18 protein-coding genes and 1 pseudogene are annotated in these 23,636 nt (G+C 62.9%); 15 read left to right on the top strand and 4 right to left on the bottom strand.

The genetic code is table 11. From position 1 onward, the window contains the following. The 14 genes and pseudogenes from hscA to AACR77_RS07985 all read left to right on the top strand — a co-directional run. A pseudogene (gene hscA, locus AACR77_RS08050) lies at nt 1-234 on the top strand (Fe-S protein assembly chaperone HscA); the annotation flags it as partial. Nucleotide 235: 1 nt separating this feature from the next. After that, nucleotides 236-574 (top strand): ISC system 2Fe-2S type ferredoxin, encoded by a 339-nt coding sequence (gene fdx, locus AACR77_RS08045; protein WP_005299781.1) that lies wholly within the window; start codon nt 236-238, stop codon nt 572-574. Nucleotides 575-731: 157 nt separating this feature from the next. After that, the gene (gene pepB / locus AACR77_RS08040) at nt 732-2,033 is read left to right on the top strand and encodes an aminopeptidase PepB (RefSeq protein WP_042880714.1); all 1,302 of its coding nucleotides are present in this window, start codon (nt 732-734) and stop codon (nt 2,031-2,033) included. Further along, complete coding sequence (gene pepB, locus AACR77_RS08035; protein WP_039038726.1) at nt 2,030-3,313, top strand: aminopeptidase PepB; 1,284 nt, start codon at nt 2,030-2,032, stop codon at nt 3,311-3,313. The genes pepB (AACR77_RS08040) and pepB (AACR77_RS08035) overlap by 4 nt, the downstream gene beginning before the upstream one ends. Before the next feature lie 277 nt (nt 3,314-3,590). Further along, entirely contained in the window at nt 3,591-4,019 is a 429-nt protein-coding gene (gene ndk / locus AACR77_RS08030) for a nucleoside-diphosphate kinase (RefSeq protein ID WP_042016652.1), read from the top strand. A gap of 167 nt (nt 4,020-4,186) precedes the next feature. Continuing rightward, entirely contained in the window at nt 4,187-5,290 is a 1,104-nt protein-coding gene (locus AACR77_RS08025) for a bifunctional tRNA (adenosine(37)-C2)-methyltransferase TrmG/ribosomal RNA large subunit methyltransferase RlmN (RefSeq protein WP_039038724.1), read from the top strand. An 11-nt stretch (nt 5,291-5,301) separates the two neighbouring features. Beyond that, nucleotides 5,302-6,093 (top strand): PilW family type IVa pilus biogenesis/stability lipoprotein TapF, encoded by a 792-nt coding sequence (gene tapF, locus AACR77_RS08020; RefSeq protein WP_080768047.1) that lies wholly within the window; start codon nt 5,302-5,304, stop codon nt 6,091-6,093. After that, a complete protein-coding gene (locus AACR77_RS08015; protein ID WP_042880712.1) occupies nt 6,083-7,003 on the top strand; it encodes a RodZ domain-containing protein in 921 nt (306 codons plus the stop codon). Before tapF ends, AACR77_RS08015 begins: the two co-directional genes overlap by 11 nt. 10 nt (nt 7,004-7,013) lie before the next feature. Then, complete coding sequence (gene ispG, locus AACR77_RS08010) at nt 7,014-8,144, top strand: flavodoxin-dependent (E)-4-hydroxy-3-methylbut-2-enyl-diphosphate synthase (protein WP_010675049.1); 1,131 nt, start codon at nt 7,014-7,016, stop codon at nt 8,142-8,144. 138 nt (nt 8,145-8,282) lie between these two features. Continuing rightward, nucleotides 8,283-9,560 (top strand): histidine--tRNA ligase, encoded by a 1,278-nt coding sequence (gene hisS / locus AACR77_RS08005; RefSeq protein ID WP_039038721.1) that lies wholly within the window; start codon nt 8,283-8,285, stop codon nt 9,558-9,560. A gap of 3 nt (nt 9,561-9,563) precedes the next feature. Further along, the gene (locus AACR77_RS08000) at nt 9,564-10,214 is read left to right on the top strand and encodes a YfgM family protein (RefSeq protein ID WP_039038720.1); all 651 of its coding nucleotides are present in this window, start codon (nt 9,564-9,566) and stop codon (nt 10,212-10,214) included. Then, nucleotides 10,207-11,391 carry an outer membrane protein assembly factor BamB gene (gene bamB / locus AACR77_RS07995; RefSeq protein ID WP_039038719.1) on the top strand — a complete coding sequence of 395 codons (1,185 nt, stop codon included), beginning with the start codon at nt 10,207-10,209 and terminating at the stop codon, nt 11,389-11,391. The genes AACR77_RS08000 and bamB overlap by 8 nt, the downstream gene beginning before the upstream one ends. Nucleotides 11,392-11,465: 74 nt before the next feature. Next, a complete protein-coding gene (gene der / locus AACR77_RS07990; protein ID WP_010675045.1) occupies nt 11,466-12,962 on the top strand; it encodes a ribosome biogenesis GTPase Der in 1,497 nt (498 codons plus the stop codon). 123 nt (nt 12,963-13,085) lie between these two features. Beyond that, nucleotides 13,086-13,316, top strand: a complete 231-nt coding sequence (locus tag AACR77_RS07985) for a zinc ribbon domain-containing protein (RefSeq protein WP_039038718.1) — start codon at nt 13,086-13,088, stop codon at nt 13,314-13,316. 323 nt (nt 13,317-13,639) lie between these two features. Here AACR77_RS07985 and mltF read toward each other — a convergent pair whose 3' ends face one another. Then, complete coding sequence (gene mltF, locus AACR77_RS07980) at nt 13,640-15,133, bottom strand: membrane-bound lytic murein transglycosylase MltF (protein WP_042880710.1); 1,494 nt, start codon at nt 15,131-15,133, stop codon at nt 13,640-13,642. A 149-nt stretch (nt 15,134-15,282) separates the two neighbouring features. On the opposite strand from mltF, the gene purL reads away from it, so the two are divergent. Beyond that, nucleotides 15,283-19,176, top strand: coding sequence for a phosphoribosylformylglycinamidine synthase (gene purL, locus AACR77_RS07975; RefSeq protein WP_042880708.1), 3,894 nt, complete (start codon nt 15,283-15,285; stop codon nt 19,174-19,176). Nucleotides 19,177-19,445: 269 nt separating this feature from the next. On the opposite strand, the gene nuoN is transcribed toward purL, so the two are convergent. The 3 genes from nuoN to AACR77_RS07960 form a co-directional block, all read right to left on the bottom strand. Then, nucleotides 19,446-20,909, bottom strand: coding sequence for an NADH-quinone oxidoreductase subunit NuoN (nuoN, locus tag AACR77_RS07970; RefSeq protein ID WP_042880707.1), 1,464 nt, complete (start codon nt 20,907-20,909; stop codon nt 19,446-19,448). 43 nt (nt 20,910-20,952) lie between these two features. Then, on the bottom strand, nt 20,953-22,470 hold the full coding sequence (gene nuoM / locus AACR77_RS07965) for an NADH-quinone oxidoreductase subunit M (protein ID WP_010675038.1): 1,518 nt from the start codon (nt 22,468-22,470) through the stop codon (nt 20,953-20,955). Nucleotides 22,471-22,539: 69 nt separating this feature from the next. Beyond that, nucleotides 22,540-23,636 (bottom strand): proton-conducting transporter transmembrane domain-containing protein (locus tag AACR77_RS07960; protein ID WP_042880705.1); only part of this gene is annotated, 1,097 nt, incomplete at its 5' end.

Genomic DNA, 23,636 nt, shown 5'->3' with positions numbered 1-23,636 from the left:
GAGAGCCTCAACGCGGCCCTGGCCGCCGATGGCGAGGCTTTATTGAGCCCCGCCGAGCGGGCCGAGCTGGATGCCGCCATCGCCCATCTGCTGACCATGCGCAGCACGGGCACTACCAACCAGATCAAAGAGGCCATCGAGGCGGCGGACGCTGCCAGTGGCGAATTTGCAGCCCGCCGGATGGATGCCTCCATCCGCAAGGTGCTGACCGGACAAAACGTCAACAAGGTGTGATATGCCAAAACTGATTATTCTGCCCCATCCCGAGCTCTGTCCGGACGGCGCGGCCCTCGAAGGTGCGACCGGTGAAACCATTCTGGATATCGCGCTGCGCAATGGCATCGAGATCGAGCATGCCTGCGAGAAGTCCTGTGCCTGCACCACCTGCCACTGCGTGGTGCGGGAAGGGTTCGACTCCCTCGAGCCGAGCGACGAGCTGGAAGACGACATGCTGGACAAGGCGTGGGGGCTGGAGCCGGAATCCCGTCTCAGCTGCCAGGCCAGACTGGCGGACGAGGATCTGGTGGTGGAACTGCCCAAGTACACCCTGAATCTGGCGTCCGAGCGCCACTGATGACCCCTTAATTACACATGAGTGAATTGCGCGTGCAGCATCTCATGGTGCAGTAATGATATGGTGAAGGCCGTGACCCTTGAGGGAGCGGCCTTTTTTGTGCCCGTGATTTCCCTATTCGTTGATGAAAGTGCCAATAAAAAGGAAGCAAGAGAACATGGCTGACATGATGAACGTAAGGTTGTCGTCCCAGGCTGCCGCCGCCCAGTGGGGCGAGGGTGCCCTGCTCAGTTTCAACGGGGACGAGGCTCATCTCCATCTGGCTGCTGGCCAGGAGAAGGAGGCGCTGCGCGCCATCCAGCGCGGGGCCAGACGCCTCGAGTCGAGCGGCATCAAGCGCATCAAGCTGGTGGGCGAGGGGTGGAATGGGGAGCGTCGTTACGCCTTTGCCCAGGGCTTCTATGCCGCCAAGGGGGTTCGCGAGCTCGATCTTGGTGAACAGAGCGAGCAGGAAGCGGCCGAACTCGCCGCCTTGCTCAAGGCGACCCACTGGGTGCGCGAGGTGACCAACGGCTGCCCGGAAGCCATCTACCCCATGAGCCTGGCGGAGTCCGCTCTGCTGCTCATTCGCAGCCTCGGCGGTGACAAGGTGACCGCCCGCATCACCGCTGGCGAAGCCTTGCGTGAATCGGGTCATATCGGGATCTGGTCGGTGGGCCGTGGCAGCGAGCGCGAGCCGGTGCTGCTGGAGCTCGACTACAACCCGACCGGGGATGCCAACGCTCCCGTGGTCGCGGCGCTGGTGGGCAAGGGGATCACTTTTGATTCCGGCGGCTACTCCATGAAGTCCTCCGACAACATGCTGCCGATGAAGTCCGACATGGGCGGCGCCGCCATGGTGACTGGCGCCCTGGCGCTGGCCATCAGCCGTGGCCTGAACAAGCGGGTCAAGCTCATCCTCTGCTGCGCCGAGAACCTGGTCTCCGGCCATGCCTTCAAGCTCGGCGACATCCTCACCTATCGCAACGGCATCTCGGTCGAGATCCAGAATACCGACGCGGAAGGTCGCCTGGTGCTGGCAGACGGCCTGCTGGCTGCGAGCGAAAGCGGGGCTGCCTACATCCTGGACGCTGCCACCCTGACCGGCGCCGCCAAGACCGCGCTGGGCCGCGACTACAATGCCGTGTTTGCCCTCGATGAGGCGGAGCAGGTGCGCGCGCTGGCTGCCGCCAACGCCGAAAACGAGAAGGCCTGGCCGCTGCCGCTCGAACCCTGGCACGCAGGCCAGCTCACCTCGGCCTTTGCCGAGCTGGGCAATGTGGCGTCCGCCGAAGGCACTGCCGGCGCCACCACGGCAGCGGCTTTCCTGTCGCGCTTTGTCCGTGACGAAGGCAAGGGCTGGGTGCACCTGGACCTGGCCGCTTCCTATCAGAAGTCGGGCAATGAGCTCTGGGCGACCGGGGCCAAGGGCCATGGTCTTCGCACGATTGCCCGCTGGTTGCAGGAGGTGTGCGCATGAACGTCTGGTTGAGCCGAGAGTTTGCACCGGCCGAGTGGGGGGAGGGGGCACTGCTCTCCCACCGTGCCGACGGCATGGTGATCCATCTGGTGAGCGCCACTCCCTTGCTGGATATCCAGCAGGCGGCGCGGCGCCTGTGCAGCCAGGGGATCCAGCAGGTGGTGCTGGCTGGCCACTGGGAGCGGGAGCAGCAGTGGGCCTTTGCCCAGGGGCTGCAGACGCCCAAGGCGGAAGTGGGGTTGCAGTGGGCCACTTCGTCCGAGGAGGACAGGGAGGAGCTGGAGGCGCGCTGGCTGTGCGGGCGCTGGGTGCGGGAGATGACCAACGCCACCCCGGAGCAGCTGGGGCCGCTGGAGTTGGCGGTCGAAGCCGCCGCCTTCCTCACCGAGCTGGCACCGGACCGGATCAGCCATCGCATCCTCAAGGGAGAGGCGCTGCAACAGGCGGGCTGGGTCGGTCTCTATCAAGTGGGTCGTGGCAGTGACCGCGAGCCCGTGATGCTGGAGCTGGATTTCAATCCGGGCAAGGATCCCAAGGCGCCGGTAGCGGCCGCCCTGGTGGGCAAGGGGATCACCTTCGATTCCGGCGGCTACTCCATGAAAACCTCCCAGGGCATGCTGACCATGAAACACGACATGGGCGGTGCCGCCATCGTCACCGGCGCGCTGGCGCTGGCCATTCTGCGTGGCCTCGACAAGCGGGTGAAGCTCATCCTCTGCTGCGCCGAGAACCTGGTATCCGGCCATGCCTACAAGCTGGGTGACATCCTCACCTACAAGAACGGCACCACGGTGGAGGTGGTCAACACCGACGCCGAAGGGCGTCTGATCCTGGCCGACGGCTTGCAACTGGCCGGCGAGTCTGGTGCGCCGCTCATCATCGACGCCGCCACCCTCACCGGGGCGGCCGTGATGGCGCTGGGGGGGCGTTACAACGCCCTGTTTGGACTGGACAAGGGGCTGGTGAGCCGCGCCATGGCCTATTCGGATGCGGAGCAGGAGCCAGCATGGCCGCTGCCGCTGGAGCCCTGGCATCGCCAGCAGTGCCCGTCCCACTATGCCGACACCGCCAACAGCCGCCCCGTGCCGGGCGGCGGACCGGGGGGGGCCTCCAATGCGGCAGGCTTCCTCTCCCGCTTTGTCCCTGATGAGGGAAGAGGCTGGCTGCATGTCGATCTCGCCGCCTGCTTCAGCGAAAACGGCGACAGTCTGTGGGCGCCCGGGGCCAATACCCTGGGGATGCGCACCATCGCCCATACCCTGATGGCGGAGACGCGCTGAGTCAGTGAACGGCATCACAAGGGCACCTCAGGGTGCCTTTTCCAGTGCTGCTTTGCTGAGCAATTGATACGGTTTTGAGGCATTAGCATGCCGATCGTGCGCAAGCGCACATTTTTTCTCTCTGCCCTGGCACAAGATGTGTCACCATGTTGTTTCAAGGATTCTTTTGTTTAACAAAAAGTTGATTTTTTGTGTGTTATTTCGTTTTTTGTTTACGTATAATCGCCGCCGAACATGGATTCCTACAATAAAACTCTGTAGTTAAGGAAAGAACTCAATGGCTATCGAACGTACCTTCTCCATCGTCAAGCCGGATGCGGTCAGCAAGAACCTGATTGGTGCCATTTACAGCCGCTTCGAAAGCGCCGGCCTGAAAGTCATCGCCGCCAAGATGCTGCACCTGACCAGCGAACAGGCCGCCGGTTTCTACGCCGAGCACCAGGGCAAGCCGTTTTATGATGCTCTGGTCGGTTTCATGACCTCTGGCCCTGTCATGGTACAGGTGCTGGAAGGTGAAGACGCCATCCGCCGTCACCGTGAAATCATGGGCGCCACCAACCCGAAAGAGGCGCTGGCCGGCACCCTGCGCGCCTGCTACGCCGAGAGCATCGATCGCAACGCCGTCCACGGCTCCGATGCCCCGGCCTCTGCCGCCCGTGAAATCGCCTACTTCTTCTCCGACGACGAGATCTGCCCGCGCGGCTGATGTTGTCTGCTGGTGACCAAGGGAGCTTCGGCTCCCTTTTGTTTTTTGGTCATCCTGCCAATATCCACTTATTCTCCAGGTGGAAAGCCAGACCCATTATTTGTACAATGCCGCCCCCTGACGTAGGTCAGCCGATAATTTATGAAGTGTGTGAGCTGAGGCCCCTGATGAGCGAAACAAAAACCAACCTGCTGGATCTCGACCGGGATGCCATGCGTGCCTTCTTCGTCGAGTTGGGCGAGAAGCCGTTCCGGGCAGACCAGATAATGAAGTGGATCTATCACTTCGGTTGTGATGATTTCGATCAGATGAGCAACGTCAACAAGGCGCTGCGCGAGCGGCTCAAGGCCATTGCCGAGATCCGTGCCCCCGAGATCAGCCGTGAACAGCGCTCCGCCGATGGCACCATCAAATGGGCGCTGCAGGTGGGCGATCAGGAGGTGGAGACTGTCTACATTCCGGAAGCGGACCGCGCTACCCTGTGCGTCTCCTCTCAGGTGGGCTGCGCCCTGGCGTGCACCTTCTGCTCCACCGCCCAGCAAGGGTTCAACCGCAACCTGAAAGTCTCCGAGATCATCGGCCAGGTGTGGCGTGCCGCCAAAGTGGTGGGCGGCAAGCGCCCCATCACCAACGTTGTGATGATGGGCATGGGTGAACCACTGCTCAACCTCGCCAACGTGGTACCGGCCATGAAGCTGATGATGGATGACTTCGGCTTCAGCATCTCCAAGCGCCGCGTCACTCTCTCCACCTCCGGTGTGGTGCCGGCGCTGGACATGCTGGGGGACCAGATCGACGTTGCCCTGGCCATCTCCCTGCATGCGCCGAACGATGCGCTTCGCTCCGAGATCATGCCGATCAACGACAAGTACAACATCGAGTCCTTCCTTGCCGGTGTACGCCGCTATCTGGCCAAGTCCAACGCCAACGGCGGCCGGGTGACCGTGGAGTATGTGCTGCTCGACCACATCAACGACGACATGCAGCATGCCCATGAGCTGGCCAAGGTCCTCAAGGAAACCCCTTGCAAAATCAACCTGATCCCGTTCAACCCCTTCCCGGGCAACCCGTTTGGCAAGCCGAGCAACAGCCGTATCGACCGTTTCTCCAAGGTGTTGATGGAATACGGCCTGACCGTCATCGTGCGCAAGACCCGTGGTGACGACATCGACGCCGCCTGCGGTCAGCTGGTGGGGGAGGTGATTGACCGCACCAAGCGCACCATGAAAAATCGGATGCAACAGGATGGGATTTCCGTCAAAATGGTTTAACTCCTAAGCCATTGTATAGACAGGAAATGGATATCCGTACATTGATCGTAGTGGCAGCGCTCTGTGCGCTGCCAGGCTGTGTCACAGAGACCACTTACGCTGGCCAGAATTCGACCCAGCGTGAAGTGGGCCCCGACCTCAAGGCCGCCGCCCAGACTCGTCTCGATCTGGGTATCCAGTATCTGCGCCAGGGCAATGCCGAGCAGGCCAAATTCAACCTCGACCGCGCCCTTCAGTACGATCCCAACAATCCTCAGGTCTACATCGGTTTTGCCTATTTCTACCAGCAGGTGTCGGATTTCAAGGCCGCCGAGGCGAGCTACAAAAAAGCGCTGGCCATGGATCCGTCCAATGCTGACGCGATGAACAACTATGGCGCCTTCCTCTGCAACCGTGGCCGCTTCGACGAAGCGGAAAAGGCGTTCTTGCAGGCCGTCAGCCAGCCCGATTACGTGAAGATCGCCGATACCTACGAGAATGCGGCGCTCTGCTCGATGCAAAATCACAGAAATGACAAGGCTGGCGAGTATTATCGTCTGGCCTTGGGGTATAATCCCCGCAATCCTAGGTTATTGCTGGACATGGCCGAGCTTTCCATGAAAGATGGCAAGCTTCCTGATGTCCAGTCTTACCTCGCGCGCTTTGCCGATGTGGCAGAGGAGAACGAGGAGAGCCTCTGGCTCCGGCTGCGGCTGGCCCAGGCCATGGACAAACCGGCATTACTTCACCAATTCGGGACTGAGCTGGTAAGGCAATATCCCACTTCGCAACAAGCCAAGCGTTACTTAGCCAATGACTACTGAACAGCCACACGATTTCCAAGACGACTCCCAGGCAGCGGGCCCAGGCCAGCTGCTGCGCAACGCCCGTGAACAGCTCGGCTGGACCCGGGAACAGGTTGCGTCCCGCATTCACCTTCGTCTGACCCTGATCGCCGCCATCGAAGCGGATACCTATGACAAGCACACGTCCCATACCTTCATTCGTGGCTATCTGCGGGCCTATGCCAAGCTCGTGGGCATCCCCGAGGAGACCATCCTCGCCGCCTACGAAAAGCTGGGGCTGACTCCCCCCGACAACATCGACATGCAGAGCTTCTCCCGTCGCTCCCGCCAGCAGGCCAATGACAGCCGGCTCAAGGTGGTTACCTGGCTGGTGATCCTGGTGCTGATCGGGCTCTCCGTCGCCTGGTGGTGGCAGAGCACGGCGCGCCGCTCCGCCGGTGACGACGCCCTGGCGGCGACCGAGATGAGCGCGACCGTCAATACGCCGGAAGCGAATGTTGCCCCCGCCGTGGAGGTCGCCGAGCCCGTGCTGCCCGCAGCGTCCGATGCCGTGTCCACCCAGGTTGTGGTGAGCGGTGCCACCGCGACCCTGCCTGTGGTCGCTACGGATGCCAGCGCAGCCGTCCCGACGGACGTTTCCGGTGCGGTCTCGACTGCCGAGAGCACGACCACCGAGTCCGCCAAGGCGCCCCAGCTCAAGATGAGCTTCACCGCCGATTGCTGGCTGGACGTCAAGGATGCCAACGGCAAGACCCTGTTCAGCGGTCTGAAGAAGGCGAACGACGAACTGGTACTGGAAGGACCCGAGCCACTCAGATTCATCATTGGCGCGCCCATGGCGGTCAATCTCGAATATCAGGGCAAGTCCTTCGACATGAGCCGTTACAACAACGGCCGGACTGCCCGCTTCTCACTGCCGCAGGAGTAATCAGTCCGCCATGTCTGTTCACGAAAAGCCCGCACACGAATCACCCATCGTTCGTCGCAAATCCAGACAGATCATGGTCGGCAACGTGCCGGTTGGGGGCGATGCCCCCATCACGGTACAGACCATGACCAACACCAAGACCACGGACGTGGCCGCTACCGTCGAGCAGATCCAGCGGATCGAGCGGGTCGGCGCCGACATCGTCCGGGTCTCCGTCCCCACCATGGAGGCGGCGGAAGCGTTCAAGCTCATCAAGCAGCAGACCCGCATCCCCATCGTGGCCGACATTCACTTCGACTACCGCATCGCCCTCAAAGTGGCCGAGTACGGGGCCGACTGCCTGCGCATCAACCCGGGCAACATCGGCAACGAAGAGCGGGTGCGTGCGGTGGTGGATTGCGCCCGTCACTACAACATCCCCATCCGCATCGGCGTCAACGGCGGTTCCCTTGAGCGTGATCTCCAGGAGAAATACGGCGAACCGACCCCGGAGGCGCTGCTGGAGTCCGCCATGCGCCACGTGGATTACCTGGATCGCCTCGACTTCCAGAACTTCAAGGTGAGCGTCAAGGCGTCCGATGTCTTCCTGGCGGTCGGTGCCTATCGCCTGCTGGCCAAGCAGATTGATCAGCCTCTGCATCTGGGCATCACGGAAGCGGGCGGTTTTCGCGCCGGCGCGGTCAAGTCCGCCATCGGCCTTGGCATGTTGCTGAGCGAAGGGATTGGCGACACCCTGCGCATCTCCCTGGCCGCCGATCCGGTGGAAGAGGTGAAGGTGGGCTTCGACATCCTCAAATCCCTGCGCATCCGTTCCCGCGGCATCAACTTCATCGCTTGTCCCTCCTGCTCCCGTCAGGAGTTCGACGTCATCGGCACTGTCAACGCCCTGGAAGAGCGGCTCGAAGACATCATCACCCCGATGGATGTCTCCATCATCGGCTGTGTGGTCAACGGTCCGGGGGAGGCGCTGGTTTCCGATCTCGGCCTTGCGGGCGCCGCCAACAAGAGTGCCTTCTACGAGGGGGGCCAGCGGGTCGACCGGCTCGACAACAAGGATTTGATCCCGACCCTGGAGCGTCGCATCCGTGCCCGGGCCGCCATGCTGGATCCGGCCAACCAGATCCAGGTGGACAAAGGTTGAACCATGACGGGGCCACCTGGGGTGGCCCCGGCTTTAGGTTGTTGATTTTACATCCCGCATCCGGGCACCCGATTTTACCTCGGGGTCGAAAATCCCTATAATGCGGCCAAATTTTACCTCTTTTTCTCGAGTATCAACGTGGCAAAACAGATCCAAGCTATTCGCGGTATGAATGATTGCCTGCCGGAGCAGAGCCCGGTATGGCAGAAAGTAGAACAGATCCTGCGCCAGGTCGTGGCCAGCTATGGCTACAGCGAAGTGCGCATGCCCATCGTCGAGCAGACCCATCTGTTCAAGCGTGCCATCGGTGAAGTGACCGACGTGGTCGAAAAAGAGATGTACACCTTTGAAGACCGCAACGGCGACAGCCTGAGCCTGCGTCCGGAAGGGACCGCCAGTTGCGTGCGTGCCGGCATCGAGCACGGTCTGCTTTACAACCAGGAACGCCGGATGTGGTACATGGGCCCCATGTTCCGCCACGAGCGTCCCCAGAAGGGCCGTTATCGCCAGTTCCACCAGTTCGGGGTCGAGCTGTTCGGCATCAACGGGCCGGACATCGATGCCGAGCTCATCATGCTGACCCACCGCCTGTGGCGTCTGTTCGGCATCAGCGATCACGTCACCCTGCAGCTCAACACCCTTGGCCAGAGCAGCGAACGTGCTGCCTATCGCGATGCCCTGGTCGCCTATCTGGAACAGTACAAGAGCGAGCTGGACGAAGAGAGCCAGCGCCGCATGTACAGCAACCCTTTGCGGGTGCTCGACTCCAAGGACGAGAAAGTGCAGGCCATCCTGGCGGGTGCCCCCCGTCTGTTCGATCACTTGGGCGAAGAGAGCCTGGCTCACTTTGAAGGGCTCAAGCGCCTGCTCACGGCGGCCGGCATCCAGTTCGAGGTGAACGAGCGTCTGGTGCGCGGCCTCGACTACTACAACCTGACCGTGTTCGAGTGGGTGACCAACAGCCTGGGGGCCCAGGGCACTGTCTGTGCCGGTGGTCGCTACGACGGCCTGGTGGAGCAGCTCGGTGGCCAGCCGACCCCGGCGGTGGGCTTTGCCATGGGCATGGAGCGTCTGGTGCTGATGCTTGAAACCCTCGAGCTCAATGCTGACATCCGCCCGGCGGTGGATGTCTATCTCTGCATGGTGGGTGAGGGGACTGAACAGGCTGGCTTTGCCCTGGCCGAGCGCCTGCGCGATGCCCTGCCGGACTTGCGCCTCATGAGCCACTGCGGCGGCGGCAACTTCAAGAAACAACTCAAGCGTGCCGACAAGAGCGGCGCGGCCATTGCCCTGATCCTTGGGGAGACCGAGGTGCAAAGCGGGGAGATCACCATCAAATATCTGCGTGGCCAGGCCGAGCAACAGACCGTCTCGGTCGATGCCGCCATTGCCCTGCTGGCAGCGAAAGGAGAGTAAGCTGTGGAAGTGTATACCACTGAAGAACAACAGGTTGAGGTCATCAAGAGCTGGTGGAAAGAGAACGGCACCTCGGTGATCGCAGGAACTGTTATCGGTCTGGTCGGCCTCTTTGGCTGGCGCTACTACAACGAGATGCAGCAGAACAACCAGGAAGCCGCCTCCCAGGCTTACAACGAGATGACCGCCCAGCTCGCCAAGGGGGATGACGCCGCCCTGGAGCAGGCAAAGAGCTTCATTACCGCTCACAAGGGTGACGCCTATGCCGAGCTGGCCGCCTTGCAACTGGCCGCGGCCGCCGTCAAGGCGGGCAAGCTGGATTTGGCTGCCGAGCAGCTGACCCAGGTGGCCGCCAGTGGCGATGACAGCATCAAGCCCATCGCCGCCCTGCGTCTGGCACGGGTCCTGAGCGATCAGGGCAAGGCTGACGAGGCCCTGGCCCAGCTTGGCAAGATCAACAACGACGCCTTCAAGGCCCAGGTGGCGGAAGTGCGCGGCGACATCCTGCAAAAGCAGGGCAAGGCCGAAGAAGCGCGTGATGCCTATCAGGCAGCGGCGGATGCCGGCGGCCTGCAGAGCAGCGCCGAACTCAAGCTGAAGATGGATGATCTGGCGCTGCCAGCCGTCACTGCGGGCGAGGCTCCGGATGCGTAATCTGTACAAGCGAATGGCGCTGGGGGTGGCTGTCTCCTTCGCCTTGCAGGGGTGCTCCCTGTTCAGTTCGGAAGAGGATCTCAACCCCATGGCGCCCCTGCCCAAGGTCGAGTCCGCGTTCACTGCCGATACCGCCTGGTCTTCCTCGGTCGGGGATGGCATCGGCAACTTCTACTCCCAGCTCAAGCCGGTGGTGGAAGAGGACCGCATCTATGCTGCGGCCCGTGATGGCGATGTGACCGCCTTCGAGCGCGAGAGCGGCAAGGAGCTGTGGAGCGTGGATCTGGCAGATCTGCCCATCAACGCCGACAAGCGCAGCGCCCGTCTCTCCGGCGGCCTGGTTTCCCGCTACGGCAAGCTGTTCCTCGGGTCCGAAAACGGGGTGGTCTACGCCCTGAACGAGGCCAACGGCGAAGTGCTGTGGCAGACCACGGTGCCGGGTGAAGTGGTGGCGAGCCCCGCCGTCGAGGATGGCCGCGTGGTGGTGCTGACCACCTCCGGTCGCCTGGTGGCGCTCGATACCGACGAGGGCAAGCTGCAGTGGACCCTGTCCGAAGAGCAGCCGCCCCTGACCCTGCGCAGTGCCGGCGCCCCCATCATCACCAACGGTGCCGTCATCTATGGCCGCGCCGATGGCAAGGTGGGCATCGCCCTGCTGAGCAACGGCCAGCCGGTGCGTCAATCCAAGGTGGCTGACCCGCGCGGCGCCACCGAACTGGATCGGATGGTGGACGTCGATGCCAGCCCGCTGATTGCCGGTGATGAGCTCTACGCCATCGCCTACAACGGCCAGTTAATGGCGCGCAAGCTGATGAGCGGCGACGAAGTGTGGAAACGCAAGTATTCCGGTTATCGCGACATGGCGGTGACCGGCAATGCCATCGTGCTGACCGACAGCCGCAGCCATCTGTTTGCGGTCGATCGTCGCAACGGTCTCGAGCTGTGGTCCAACACCCAGCTGGAAAACCGCACCGTGACCGCCCCCGTCATCCTGGGTGACTATGTGGTGGTCGGCGATGTGGAAGGTTACCTGTATTGGCTGGACCGTACCGACGGGACCATCAAGGCCATGCAGCAGCTCGACAGCAGTGGTCTCTATGCCGCTCCGCTGGTGGAGGGTGACACCCTGTATGTGCAGAGCCGTGACGGCAAGTTGTACGCCCTCAAGCGTCCTTGATCGTCCGATAATGTGAATATCCGGCTCCTGGTCTTCGGACCCGGAGCCTTTGTCGTCTTGAGAATGAGGCTTTTATGACTCCTGTAGTTGCCCTGGTGGGCCGCCCCAACGTGGGGAAATCCACCCTGTTTAACCGCCTGACCCGTACCCGGGATGCCCTGGTTGCCGACTTCCCCGGCCTGACCCGGGACCGCAAATATGGCCAGGCGAAGCTGGGCGAGCTGGAATTTATCGTGGTCGATACCGGCGGTATCGATGGCACCGAGGAGGGGATCGAGCTGAAGATGGCCGAGCAGTCCCTGCTGGCCATCGAAGAGGCCGATGTGGTGCTCTTCATGGTGGATGCCCGTGCCGGTCTCACCGCGGCGGATCAGGCCATCGCCGAGCACCTGCGCAAGACCCACAAGAAGGTGTTTCTGGTGGCCAACAAGACCGACGGCATCGACGGTGACTCCGCGGTGTCCGAGTTCTACGGTCTGGCCCTGGGCGAGGTCTACCAGATGGCGGCCGCCCACGGCCGTGGCGTACTGAGCCTGCTGGAGCTGGCCTTGGCCCCCCACCTCGAGACCCTGGTCGGCTCTGCCACCGAGGCACAAGAGGAAGAGGAGCTGGAGGAGTTCGACGAAGAGGCCCTGCTGCGCATGGTGGCTGCCGGTGAGCTCGACACCCGGGAAGACACCAAGGAGACGCCGTTCGCCGACCTGCCCATCAAGTTCGCCATCGTCGGTCGTCCCAACGTTGGCAAATCCACCCTGACCAACCGCATGCTGGGTGAAGATCGGGTCATCGTCTACGACATGCCGGGTACCACCCGCGACTCCGTCTACATCCCCATGGAGCGCGACGATCAGAAATACGTGGTCATCGACACCGCCGGCGTGCGTCGCCGTGGCAAGGTGCACGAGACGGTGGAGAAGTTCTCCGTCATCAAGACGCTCAAGGCGATTGAAGATGCCAACGTCTGCCTGCTGGTCATTGACGCCCGGGAGACCATCACGGATCAGGACTTGAGCATCCTCGGCTTCGTGCTCAACAGCGGCCGCTCCGTGGTACTGGTGGTCAACAAGTGGGACGGTCTGGATCAGAAGGTGAAAGAGGACGTCAAGAACGAGCTGGACAGACGTCTGGGCTTCATCGACTTCGCCCGGGTGCACTTCATCTCCGCCCTGCACGGCAGCGGCGTCGGTCACCTGTTCGAATCCATCAACGAGGCTTACGAGTCCGCGACCCGCCGCACCAGCACCGCCATGCTGACCCGCATCATGCAGATGGCCCAGGAAGATCACCAGCCGCCCATGGTGAACGGTCGCCGGGTCAAGCTGAAGTATGCCCACGCCGGTGGCTACAACCCGCCGCGCATCGTGATCCACGGCAACCAGCTGAACGACCTGCCGGACTCCTACAAGCGTTACCTCATCAACTACTTCCGCAAGTCGTTGAAGATCATGGGTACCCCGATCCGGGTGGAGTTCCAGGAGTCGGTCAACCCGTTCGAGGGCAAGAAGAACACCCTGACCCTGAGCCAGGAGCGTCAACGCAAGCGCCTGCTCAAGGCCAAAGCGAAGAAATAAAGCCCTGCGGCTGCCCTTTCCGGCAGCCGTTTTTCTTGGTGGCCCTCCTCAGGGCAGACAAACTGGGGGAGGGGCTGCGAGTGACGCCGGTGCACAGTGACCTAAAGAGGAGTCGAGAAGAGAATGAACACGCTGACCTGCCCTGCCTGTCAGGGCGAACTGGACAGCCGCAGCCGCGAGACGACATGTGGCCAGTGTCAGGCCCGTTATCGCATCCGGGCCCTGTGTCCTGCCTGCGGGCAGGAGCTGGAGCGGCTTCGGGCTTGCGGCGCGGTGGATTATTTTTGCAACCACTGCAACACCCTGGTCTCCAAACGCACCGTTCTGTTTGAGGCGCAGCCTGACAAGGCATAAAAAAACCCGGCTGATGCCGGGTTTATACTGTGTGCTCCGCTATCAGCAGCGTGAAGGAGCGGTTTCTGTGCCAGATCTTGCGTTTCATGTCGGCCAGCTTGAGCTTGCGTCTCGGGCTCCAGGCACATTTGGTTTTTCGGGCCAACATGGCTCTTCTGCGTGCTCGCATCCTGTTCTCCTCCCTGGTCTTGCGTGGGGTCGAAAGGGCCCTTGGCAGGAACTGCAACGCAATGAATACATTGCAATAAGTTCGCTCCAGCGCCCTTCGTATACCCAAGGATGGTAACAGAGAACAGGGCAGGAAAATACACCCCCCGGCGAGGCTAGGGGGTGATGATCTGTTTGACCACTTCGGCGATGATGGCCGGACGCTGCGCCGGCACGTCCGGCTCGCTGCTGTCGTCCTCGTCCAGCTCCTCCCGACGATGGGCCTTCTGCTGTTCGTTGTCGAGCCAGAGCAGGCTCTGGTAGTACTGGCGCACGTTGTTGACATAGTTGCGCGCCTCGCCGCCACGGGCATAGCCATAGCGTACCTTGCGATGCCAGCGTGACTGCTGCAACAGGGGCAGCACCTCTTTCACGTCGCTCCAGGCGTCCGGGTTCTTACCCAGCTCCTTGGTCAGGCGGCGGGCATCCATCATGTGGCCGTAGCCGATGTTGTAGGCGGTGAGGGCAAACCACACTTTCTCGTCCGCCGGGACCGAGTCGGGCACCTTCGCCATCATCTCCTGCAGGTAGCGGGCGCCCCCCTTGATGCTCTCTTCCGGGTGGGTGCGATCGTTTACCCCCATCGCCTTGGCGGTCGGGCCGGTGAGCATCATCATGCCGCGCACCCCGGTGTAGGAGCGTGCCTGGGGATCCCAGTGGGATTCCTGATAGCTGATGGCGGCCAGCAGCCGCCAGTCGATATCCTTGGCGTGGGTCTGGAACAGCGCTTGGTACTTGGGCAGCAGGCTCTTGGCCCGTTGCAGGAAGGTACGGGTGTCGACGAAATCGAAGTTCTGCACGTGGCCGAAGTACTTCTCGTCGAGCTTGGCGATGGCGCCATCCATGAAGCGCTGACCGAAGAAGTCGATGATGCTGGCGTAGAGGCTGTCGTCGGGCAGCTTGGTCATGGCCCAGGCCACGGTCTGCTTGCTGGCGAGGGTCAAGCCCTCGGTGAGTTCGGGGTAGTAGCGCTGGGTACGGGCCAGTATGGTGTCCTGCACCACCGTGTAGTCCACCTTGCCGTCGGCCACCTGCTTGAGCAGCTCTTCCACGTCCGCATCCCGATTGGTGCTCCACTTCAGGTTGGGGTACTGCTTGGCCAGCTCCTTCATCAGGTCCTCGCCGGTGGAGCCCGCCGGCACCACTATGCTGCCCTTGATGTCACCGAGGTTCTTGGGCCTGGGGGAGCCGTTGCGATAGACCAGCTTGGGGGAGACCTGGTAGAAGCCGGGGCCGAAGCGGAACAGCTTGCGCCGCTCCGGGGTCACGACGATGGCGGCGGCGGCGAGATCCAGCTTGCCCTTTTGCAGTTGCTCGACCAGCTCGGCGGTGCTGTAGGCCGGTACTATGGTCAGCTTGACCCCCAGCCAGTCGGCGTAAAGCTGCGCCAGCTCGTAGTCGAACCCCAGTGCGGTGTCGTCACGCTGGTAATAGGAAGTGGGGCCATAGAGGGTGCCAACCCGGATCTCGCCTCGCTGGCGGATCTGCTCCAGTTGGCTGGAGGGGTGATAGAAGTCGCAACCGGCCAGGGCCAGCGTCAACATCATCCCGATGAACAGTCGAAAAATGCAGCGCAAGTAGGTGAGTACCCTTGTTGAAAAAAACGGCATTTGTCAAAAAAGAGGCACCTTTATACCAGAGAGTATGAAGGGAGTCACACCGCGCGAGATGAGAAAAACGTTTGTTCAGGATGGGCCTGATCCCTATAATACGCGCGTCTCAAATCCCCCCACACTCTAAAACTTGGTGAGAAAGGTATATGGAAATCTTGCGTGGTGCCCCAGCACTGTCTGAGTTTCGTGTCCACAAGCTGCTGCAGAGCTGCGCACAGAGAGGAGTAGAGATAGCAAGCGTCTATGCGGAATACGTGCATTTTGCCGAGCTGACGAGCCCGCTGTCGCCCCCCGAGCGAGCGACCTTGGGCCAGCTTCTGCGCTACGGCCCGACCATCCCGGAACACACCCCCAGCGGTCAGCTGTTCCTCGTTACCCCCCGCCCCGGCACTATCTCCCCCTGGTCTTCCAAAGCAACCGACATCGCCCACAACTGCGGCCTGAAACAGGTCAAGCGGCTGGAGCGCGGCATTGCCTATTACGTGCAGGCCAAGGGTGAGCTGAGCGTGGCCCAGCGTAGCGAGATCGCGGCCCTGCTGCACGATCGCATGATGGAAGTGGTCTTTGCCGAGATGAACGAGGCCGCCGCCCTGTTTGCTCACCACGAGCCGCGCCCCTTTACCCAGGTAGATGTGCTGGGTGGTGGTCGCGCCGCCCTGGCAGAGGCCAACGTGACCCTGGGTCTGGCCCTGGCCGATGACGAAATAGATTACCTGGTGACCAACTTCACCCGGCTGGGTCGCAATCCCAACGACATCGAGCTCTACATGTTTGCCCAGGCGAACTCCGAGCATTGCCGTCACAAGATCTTCAACGCCGACTGGACCATCGATGGCGAACAGCAGCCCAAGTCGCTGTTCAAGATGATCAAGAACACCTTCGAGCAGACGCCGGACCATGTCCTGTCTGCCTACAAAGACAACGCCGCGGTGATGGAAGGCAGCCAGGGTGGCCGCTTCTTCCCGAGCCCCGCCAACGGTGAGTACCAGTATCACCAGGAGCGCGTCGACATCCTGATGAAGGTGGAGACCCACAACCACCCGACCGCCATCTCTCCCTTCCCGGGTGCCGCCACCGGCTCCGGCGGCGAAATCCGCGACGAGGGTGCGACAGGCCGTGGCGCCAAACCCAAGGCGGGCCTGGTGGGCTTCTCCGTCTCCAACCTGCGCATCCCCGGTTTCGAGCAGCCCTGGGAGCAGGACTTCGGCAAGCCGAGCCGCATCGTCAGCGCCTTTGACATCATGCAGGAAGGGCCCCTTGGCGGCGCCGCCTTCAACAACGAATTCGGTCGCCCTGCCATCCTGGGTTACTTCCGTACCTTCGAAGAGCAGGTGCCGAGCCACAACGGCGTCGAGGTGCGCGGCTACCACAAGCCCATCATGCTGGCGGGCGGTATCGGCAACATCCGCAGCGAGCACGTCCAGAAAGGGGAGATCCCGGTGGGGGCTGCCCTCATCGTGCTGGGTGGTCCGGCCATGAACATCGGCCTGGGTGGCGGAGCCGCCTCCTCCATGGCTTCCGGTCAGTCTGCCGAAGATCTCGACTTCGCCTCCGTGCAGCGTGACAACCCCGAGATGGAGCGTCGTTGCCAGGAAGTGATCGACCGCTGCTGGCAACTGGGGGACGACAATCCCATCGTCTTCATCCACGACGTGGGCGCCGGTGGTCTCTCCAACGCCATGCCGGAGCTGGTGAGCGACGGGGATCGCGGTGGTCGCTTCGACCTGCGTGCCATCCCGAACGACGAGCCGGGCATGAGCCCGCTGGAAGTCTGGTGCAACGAATCCCAGGAGCGCTATGTGCTGGCCGTGGCCCAGGACAAGCTGCCTCTGTTCAAGGCCTTGTGCGAGCGCGAACGCGCCCCCTATGCCGTCATCGGCACCGCCACCGAAGAGAAGCATCTCACTCTCTCTGATGATCACTTTGACAACCAGCCCATCGATCTGCCGCTGGACGTGCTGCTTGGCAAGGCGCCCAAGATGCACCGCGACGTGCAGAGCCTGCCCGCCCAGGGCAAGGCGCTGCAACTGGACGGCATCACCCTCGGCGACGCCGCCGAGCGCGTGCTGCGCCTGCCGACCGTGGCGGAGAAGTCCTTCCTCATCACCATCGGCGATCGCACCGTAACAGGCCTCGTCAACCGCGACCAGATGGTCGGCCCCTGGCAGATCCCGGTGGCTGACTGCGCCGTCACCGCCGCGACCTACGACAGCTACCACGGTGAAGCCATGTCCATGGGCGAGCGCACCCCGGTGGCGCTGCTCTCTCATGCCGCCTCCGCCCGCATGGCGGTGGCCGAGGCCTTGACCAACCTGGCACCAGCCAATATCGGCTCCCTCAAGCGGGTCAAGCTCTCCGCCAACTGGATGTCCGCAGCCGGCCACCCGGGTGAAGATGCGGGTCTCTACGAAGCCGTGAAAGCGGTGGGCGAAGAGCTCTGCCCGGCCCTTGGCATCACCATCCCGGTGGGCAAGGACTCCATGTCCATGAAGACCCGCTGGCAGCAGGACGGCGAAGAGCGCAGCGTCACCTCGCCGCTCTCCCTGCTCATCTCCGCCTTTGCCCGGGTCGAGGACGTGCGCAATACCGTGACCCCGCAACTGCGCACCGATCTCGGTGAGACCGACCTTATCCTCATCGACCTTGGCAACGGCAAGCAGCGCCTCGGCGCCTCGGCCCTGGCCCAGGTCTATCGCCAGCTTGGGCAAAGTGCCCCGGATCTGGACAACCCGGTCCAGCTCAAGGGCTTCTTCAACGCCATCCAGGCGCTGGTGGCGGATCGCAAGCTGATTGCCTACCACGACCGCTCCGACGGCGGCCTCTTCGTCACCCTGACCGAGATGGCGTTTGCCGGTCACTGCGGCCTCGACATCCAGCTCGATCGCGTGGGTGGCGATCTGCTGCCGGCCCTGTTCAACGAGGAGCTGGGTGCCGTCATCCAGGTTCGTCGCGAAGACAAGGAAGCGGTGCTGACCCTGCTGGCCGGTCACGGTCTGGCAGCCTGCTCCCATGTGCTGGGCACGGTGCGCGAAGACGACCTCATCCTGTTCCAGCGTGCCGGCAGCGAAGTGTATCGCGCCAGCCGCACCGCCCTTCGCACCATCTGGGGCGAGACCAGCTGGCAGATGCAGCGCCTGCGTGACAACCCGGAATGCGCCGATCAGGAACATGCCACCCGCCAGGACGCCACCGATCCGGGTCTGCAGGCCAGGCTCACCTACAACCCGTCCGACGACGTGGCCGCGCCCTATATCGCTCGCGGGGTTTCTCCCCGTCTGGCGGTGCTGCGCGAGCAGGGGGTCAACTCCCACGTGGAGATGGCGGCCGCCTTTGACCGCGCCGGTTTTACTGCGGTGGACGTGCATATGAGCGACATCCTCGAGGGACGCATCAAGCTGGAAGATTTCCAGACCCTGGTGGCCTGTGGCGGTTTCTCCTACGGCGACGTGCTGGGGGCGGGCGAAGGCTGGGCCAAGTCCATCCTGTTCAACGACAACGCCCGTGAGCAGTTCCAGCGCTTCTTCGAGCGCGGCGATACCCTCTCCCTGGGGGTGTGCAACGGCTGCCAGATGATGTCCAACCTGCGTGACCTCATCCCGGGGGCCGATCTCTGGCCGCGCTTCGTGCGCAACCGCTCCGAGCGCTTCGAGGCGCGCTTCAGCCTGGTGGAAGTGCAGGACTCCCCGTCCGCCTTCTTCGCCGGGATGGCGGGTTCCGTGATGCCGATTGCCGTCTCCCACGGGGAAGGGCGCGTGGAAGTGCGCGATGCCGCTCACCTGGCTGCGCTGCAACAGAGCGGTCTGGTGGGGCTGCGTTTCGTGGACAACCGCGGCAACGTCACCGTGCAATACCCGGCCAACCCCAACGGCTCCCCTGACGGTATCACCGCGGTGACCAGTGCGGACGGCCGCGCCACCATCATGATGCCGCACCCGGAGCGGGTGTTCCGCACCGTGGCCAACTCCTGGCACCCGGACAACTGGGGTGAGGATGGCGCCTGGATGCGCATGTTCCGCAATGCTCGGGTTCGTCTGGGCTAAGCGTCAGCAAGAAACCAAAAACCGGCCCTTGTGGCCGGTTTTTTTATGGGCATGGGTCTGAGAATGGGGAGGGCAGGAGGAGACGAGCACGATGGGGGCAAGGCCGTCTTCAGCTCGCTGCTCCGCCAGCCGCTTGCTGGAGGATATGGCATGGATTGAGGGGAGGGATCTGGTATCGCCTGCCAGATAGGCAAGCCGGACCGGGCCTTGGCGGACATAAAAAAAACCGGCCATGGAGGCCGGTTTTGCTGTGTGAGCTGAACCTGAGGCTAGCGTAGCACCACGTGCTGGAAGCCCTGCACCAGGCTGATGACGGGCTGGGGGTAGATGCCGAGCGCCACCACCAGGATGGCGGAGAGCAGCACCACCAGGCCCCCGGAGGAGAAGGCCCAGTCGGCCCTGGCATCGCGCAGCTGCATGCCGGGCTCGCGCAGGTAGAGGGTGACCATGACGCGCAGGTAGTAGTAGAGCCCCAGGGCACTGCCGAGCACGATGGCGCCACTGAGCCACCACAGCTTGGCATCGACGGTGACGCCGATGAGGTAGAACTTGCCGATGAAGCCCAGCGTCATGGGGATCCCCGCGAGGGAGAGCATCATCACCGTCATCACCGCCGTCAGATAGGGGCGCTTCCAGAACAGACCGCGATAACTGTGCAGGGAGTCCGCATCCTTGCCGCGATAGGGGCTGGACATCATGCTGATGACGCCGAAGGCCCCCAGGCTGGTGAACAGGTACATCAGCAGGTAGACACCCGCCGCTTCCACCGGCATCTCGCCGAGGCGGCTTGCCACCACCACTGCCAGCAGATAGCCGAAGTGGGAGATGGAGGAGTAACCCATCATCCGCTTGATGTTGGTCTGGATCAGCGCCAGGAGGTTGCCGACCACGATGGAGATGACTGCCATGGCCGCCAGCAGCCAGTGGATCATGGGATCCGAGGTGGCGGGTACCGCCAGGTAGAAGCGCAGCAGCACGCAGAACACGGCGATCTTGCTCACGGTGGCGAGGAAGGTGGCCACCGGTGCCGGCGCCCCTTCATAGACGTCCGGGGTCCAGAGGTGGAAGGGGGCGAGGGACAGCTTGAACGCAAAGCCGACCAGCATCAGGCCAAAGCCCCCCATCAGCAGCGGATGGTGAGCCGGGCTCTGGGCCAGGGTCACACCGAGATCGCTGAAGCTCAGGCTCCCGGCCTGGGCGTAGAGCAGCGCCATGCCGAACAGCAGGAAGGCGGTGGCACTGGCGGAGAGCACCATGTACTTGATGCTGGCTTCCAGCGAGTGCCGCTCGCGATAGGCATACCCCACCAGACCGAACATGGGCAGGGTCAGCATCTCGATCCCGATGAAGAGCGAGGCGAGGTGACGGGAGGCCGCCAGCACCAGACCACCTGCGGTGGCGATGAGCAGCAGCAGGTAGAACTCTTCCCGGTTGTCCGGATAGCCCTTGAGCCAGGTGCGACCGAAGGTACAGGTGGCCAGGGCCCCGATGAGCACCAGCCCCATGTAGAAGACCGCGTAAGCGTCCACTTGCAGCAGGGGAGTGACCCCCTGATCCCCCTGGGCCATCACGATGGGCAGGGAGAAGAGCGCGAGGTTGAGGCCGATGATGGTGACCACGAAGGCGGTGTCGTCACAGCGCTTCCAGGCGATGGCCAGCATCAGGGCCACCATGGCCCCCGTGGTCAGCAACAGGGGCAGCAGGGCCAGCAGTTGAGAAACAGTAAACGTCATGACAGTGCTCCCGACATGGACAAGGAAGGCGAAAGAGAAAGCATCATTGCAGCGCCCCCGTGCCCGGCAGCGCGTACCAGTGCAGCACGCTCAGGAGGCTGCTGCTGGCGGTGTCGAGCACCGGCTGGGGATAGAGACCGAGCAGCACCAAGAGGCCGGCGATGGTCAGCATCATGGTCAGTTCCCGGGTATCCAGCCCCTTGAGCATGCTCTCCTCACGGGGCGTCCCGAAGCAGGCCCGCTGCAGCATGATGAGGGAGTAGACCGAGGCCAGCACCAGCCCGAAGGTGGCGATGACGGTGATGACGGGGGCCACCTGGAAGCTGCCGATGAGGATCAGGAACTCGCCGACGAAGTTGCCGGTCCCCGGCATCCCGAGGGATGCGACGGAGAAGAACAGCATCACGCCGGGCAGGTAGCGCAACCGTCCCCAGAGACCGCCCATCTGGCGCAGATCCCGGGTGTGCAGGCGCTCGTAGAGCTGGCCGCACAGGATGAAGAGGCCGGCGGCCGAGAGCCCGTGGGCAATCATCTGTACCACTGCCCCTTGCAGGGCGAGCTCGCTGCCGGAGTAAATGGCGATCATCACGAAGCCCATGTGGGAGATGCTGGTGTAGGCAACCAGCCGCTTGATATCGGTCTGGGCAAAGGCCAGCAGGGCGCCATAGACGATGCCGATGAGGCCGAGCACCATGGCGTAGGGGGCAAACTCGGCGGACGCCTCGGGGAAAAGCGGCAGAGTGAAGCGCAGCAGGCCGTAGGCCGCGGTTTTCAGCAAGATGCCCGCCAAGTCCACGGAGCCTGCGGTGGGCGCCTGGCTGTGGGCATCAGGGAGCCAGCCATGGAGCGGCACCAGGGGCATTTTGACCGCGAAGGCGATGAAGAAGCCCAGCATCAGCAGCCACTGTACCGTGCTGCTCATGGGGGTGTTGAGCAGTTCCTGATAGTTGAAGGTGAAGACACCGGTGGCGGCGTGGTGGGTCAGTACCAGGCCCAGGATGGCCACCAGCATGATGAGGCCGCTCGCCTGGGTGTAGATGAAGAACTTGGTGGCGGCGTTGATGCGCGACTTGCCATCGGTGACCGAGTGGCCCCAGAGCGCAATCAGGAAGTACATCGGCACCAGCATCATCTCCCAGAAGAAGAAGAAGAGGAACAGATCCACCGCCATGAAGACGCCGAGCACGCCCCCCAGGATCCACAGCAGGTTGAGGTGGAAGAAGCCGATGCGCTGGACGATCTCCTTCCAGGAACAGAGGATGGCCAACACGCCGATGAAGCTGGTGAGGATCACCATCAGGAGCGACAGCCCGTCCACGGCGAGGTGCAGGGAGATGCCGAAGCGGGGGATCCAGGGTTGTTGCCACTCGGCTGCCCAGACGGGGAGGCCGGGGTTGGCGAGGGTGAAGTCACCACCGAGCCAGATGGCGCTGGAGAGCACCAGACAGGCGCTCATGGAGGCGAGGGCCACCCAGCGAACGAATTGTCCGCCGAGCCGCTCCATCTGCCAGCAGAGCAAGCCGCCGATGAAGGGAATTAGCAAGATCCAGAGTAAGGTCACGATATCAGCTCTCATCTAGGTTCTAGTCGGGCAGGCGCTGAGCCTGCCACACAATATTGGGCTCATGGATCAGCCGAGCAGCAGCAGGGCCAGGATCAGGGCGGCTCCCATCCCCATGGAGGCTGCGTACCAGCGCAACTTGCCGGAGACGGTCCAGGCCAGCAGCTGATGCCCCCCCTGGGCCAGCACGGCGGGCAGGTTCATCATCCTGTCCAGCGGATCCTTGCCGAGCAGGCGAGTCGCCAGCAGGTAGGGCTTGACCCAAATCAGGTCATAAAGCCAGTCAAAGCCCCAGGCATTGAACCAGAGGGTGGACAGAGCCCGCCCCGGTGCACTCTGTGCGATCCCCTTCGCCAGGCGACGTTCGCCGAGGAAGAGGAAGGCGGCCAGCGCAATGCCTGCCACGGCGATGACGCCGGAGAGGATCTCGAGGCCATGGCGTCCCTCTTCGATGTGATCCCCGGGGCCTGCCGGCAGTACTCCGGCGAGCGGCGGCACTATCAATGCACCCACCCCGGTGGAGAGCACCAGCAGCACCAGCAGTGGCAGATGGTGGGCAAGGCCCTGTCCGGCGTGAGCCTGGGTCTGCTCCTTGCCGTGGAAGGCGATGAAGATGAGGCGGAAGGTGTAGAGGGAGGTGAGGAAGGCACCACCCAGACCGGCCCACAGCAGGGCGCTCTGGCCGCTGGCCTGCACCTGCCAGAGGATGGCGTCTTTACTGTAGAAACCGGCGGTCACCAGCGGCAGCGCGGCCAGGGCCGAGCCCCCCACCAGGAAGCAGGCATAGACCAGCGGCAGGCGATGCCGCAGACCTCCCATCTTGAAGATGTTCTGCTCGTGGTGGGTCGCAACGATGACGGCCCCGGCGGAGAGGAACAAGAGCGCCTTGAAGAAGGCGTGGGTCATCAGGTGGAAGATGGCCCCTTCCCAGGCACCGACCCCCAGGGCCAGGAACATGTAACCAATCTGGCTCATGGTGGAGTAGGCCAGGATCCGCTTGATGTCGGTCTGCACCAGCGCCGCAAAGCCTGCCAGCACTAGCGTGATGGCACCGACCAGCGCCACCAGATGGAGGATCTCCGGGGCCAGCAGGAAGAGGCCGTGGGTGCGGGCTATCAGGTAGACGCCGGCAGTCACCATGGTGGCCGCGTGGATCAGCGCCGAAA

The organism is Aeromonas sp. ZOR0002 (assembly GCF_963866995.1).
Classification (GTDB): Bacteria; Pseudomonadota; Gammaproteobacteria; order Enterobacterales; family Aeromonadaceae; genus Aeromonas; species Aeromonas caviae.
The sequence above is the reverse complement of the archived record's forward strand: the minus strand, read 5'-3'. Positions and strand labels throughout refer to the sequence as shown.

Bases quoted from the DNA above. Each gene is read 5' to 3' on its own strand.
- fdx (WP_005299781.1), top strand. From the start codon at position 236: ATGCCAAAACTGATTATTCTGCCCCATCCCGAGCTCTGTCCGGACGGC.
- pepB (WP_042880714.1), top strand. From the start codon at position 732: ATGGCTGACATGATGAACGTAAGGTTGTCGTCCCAGGCTGCCGCCGCC.
- pepB (WP_039038726.1), top strand. From the start codon at position 2,030: ATGAACGTCTGGTTGAGCCGAGAGTTTGCACCGGCCGAGTGGGGGGAG.
- ndk (WP_042016652.1), top strand. From the start codon at position 3,591: ATGGCTATCGAACGTACCTTCTCCATCGTCAAGCCGGATGCGGTCAGC.
- AACR77_RS08025 (WP_039038724.1), top strand. From the start codon at position 4,187: ATGAGCGAAACAAAAACCAACCTGCTGGATCTCGACCGGGATGCCATG.
- AACR77_RS08015 (WP_042880712.1), top strand. From the start codon at position 6,083: ATGACTACTGAACAGCCACACGATTTCCAAGACGACTCCCAGGCAGCG.
- ispG (WP_010675049.1), top strand. From the start codon at position 7,014: ATGTCTGTTCACGAAAAGCCCGCACACGAATCACCCATCGTTCGTCGC.
- bamB (WP_039038719.1), top strand. From the start codon at position 10,207: ATGCGTAATCTGTACAAGCGAATGGCGCTGGGGGTGGCTGTCTCCTTC.
- der (WP_010675045.1), top strand. From the start codon at position 11,466: ATGACTCCTGTAGTTGCCCTGGTGGGCCGCCCCAACGTGGGGAAATCC.
- AACR77_RS07985 (WP_039038718.1), top strand. From the start codon at position 13,086: ATGAACACGCTGACCTGCCCTGCCTGTCAGGGCGAACTGGACAGCCGC.
- mltF (WP_042880710.1), bottom strand. From the start codon at position 15,133: ATGCCGTTTTTTTCAACAAGGGTACTCACCTACTTGCGCTGCATTTTT.
- purL (WP_042880708.1), top strand. From the start codon at position 15,283: ATGGAAATCTTGCGTGGTGCCCCAGCACTGTCTGAGTTTCGTGTCCAC.
- nuoN (WP_042880707.1), bottom strand. From the start codon at position 20,909: ATGACGTTTACTGTTTCTCAACTGCTGGCCCTGCTGCCCCTGTTGCTG.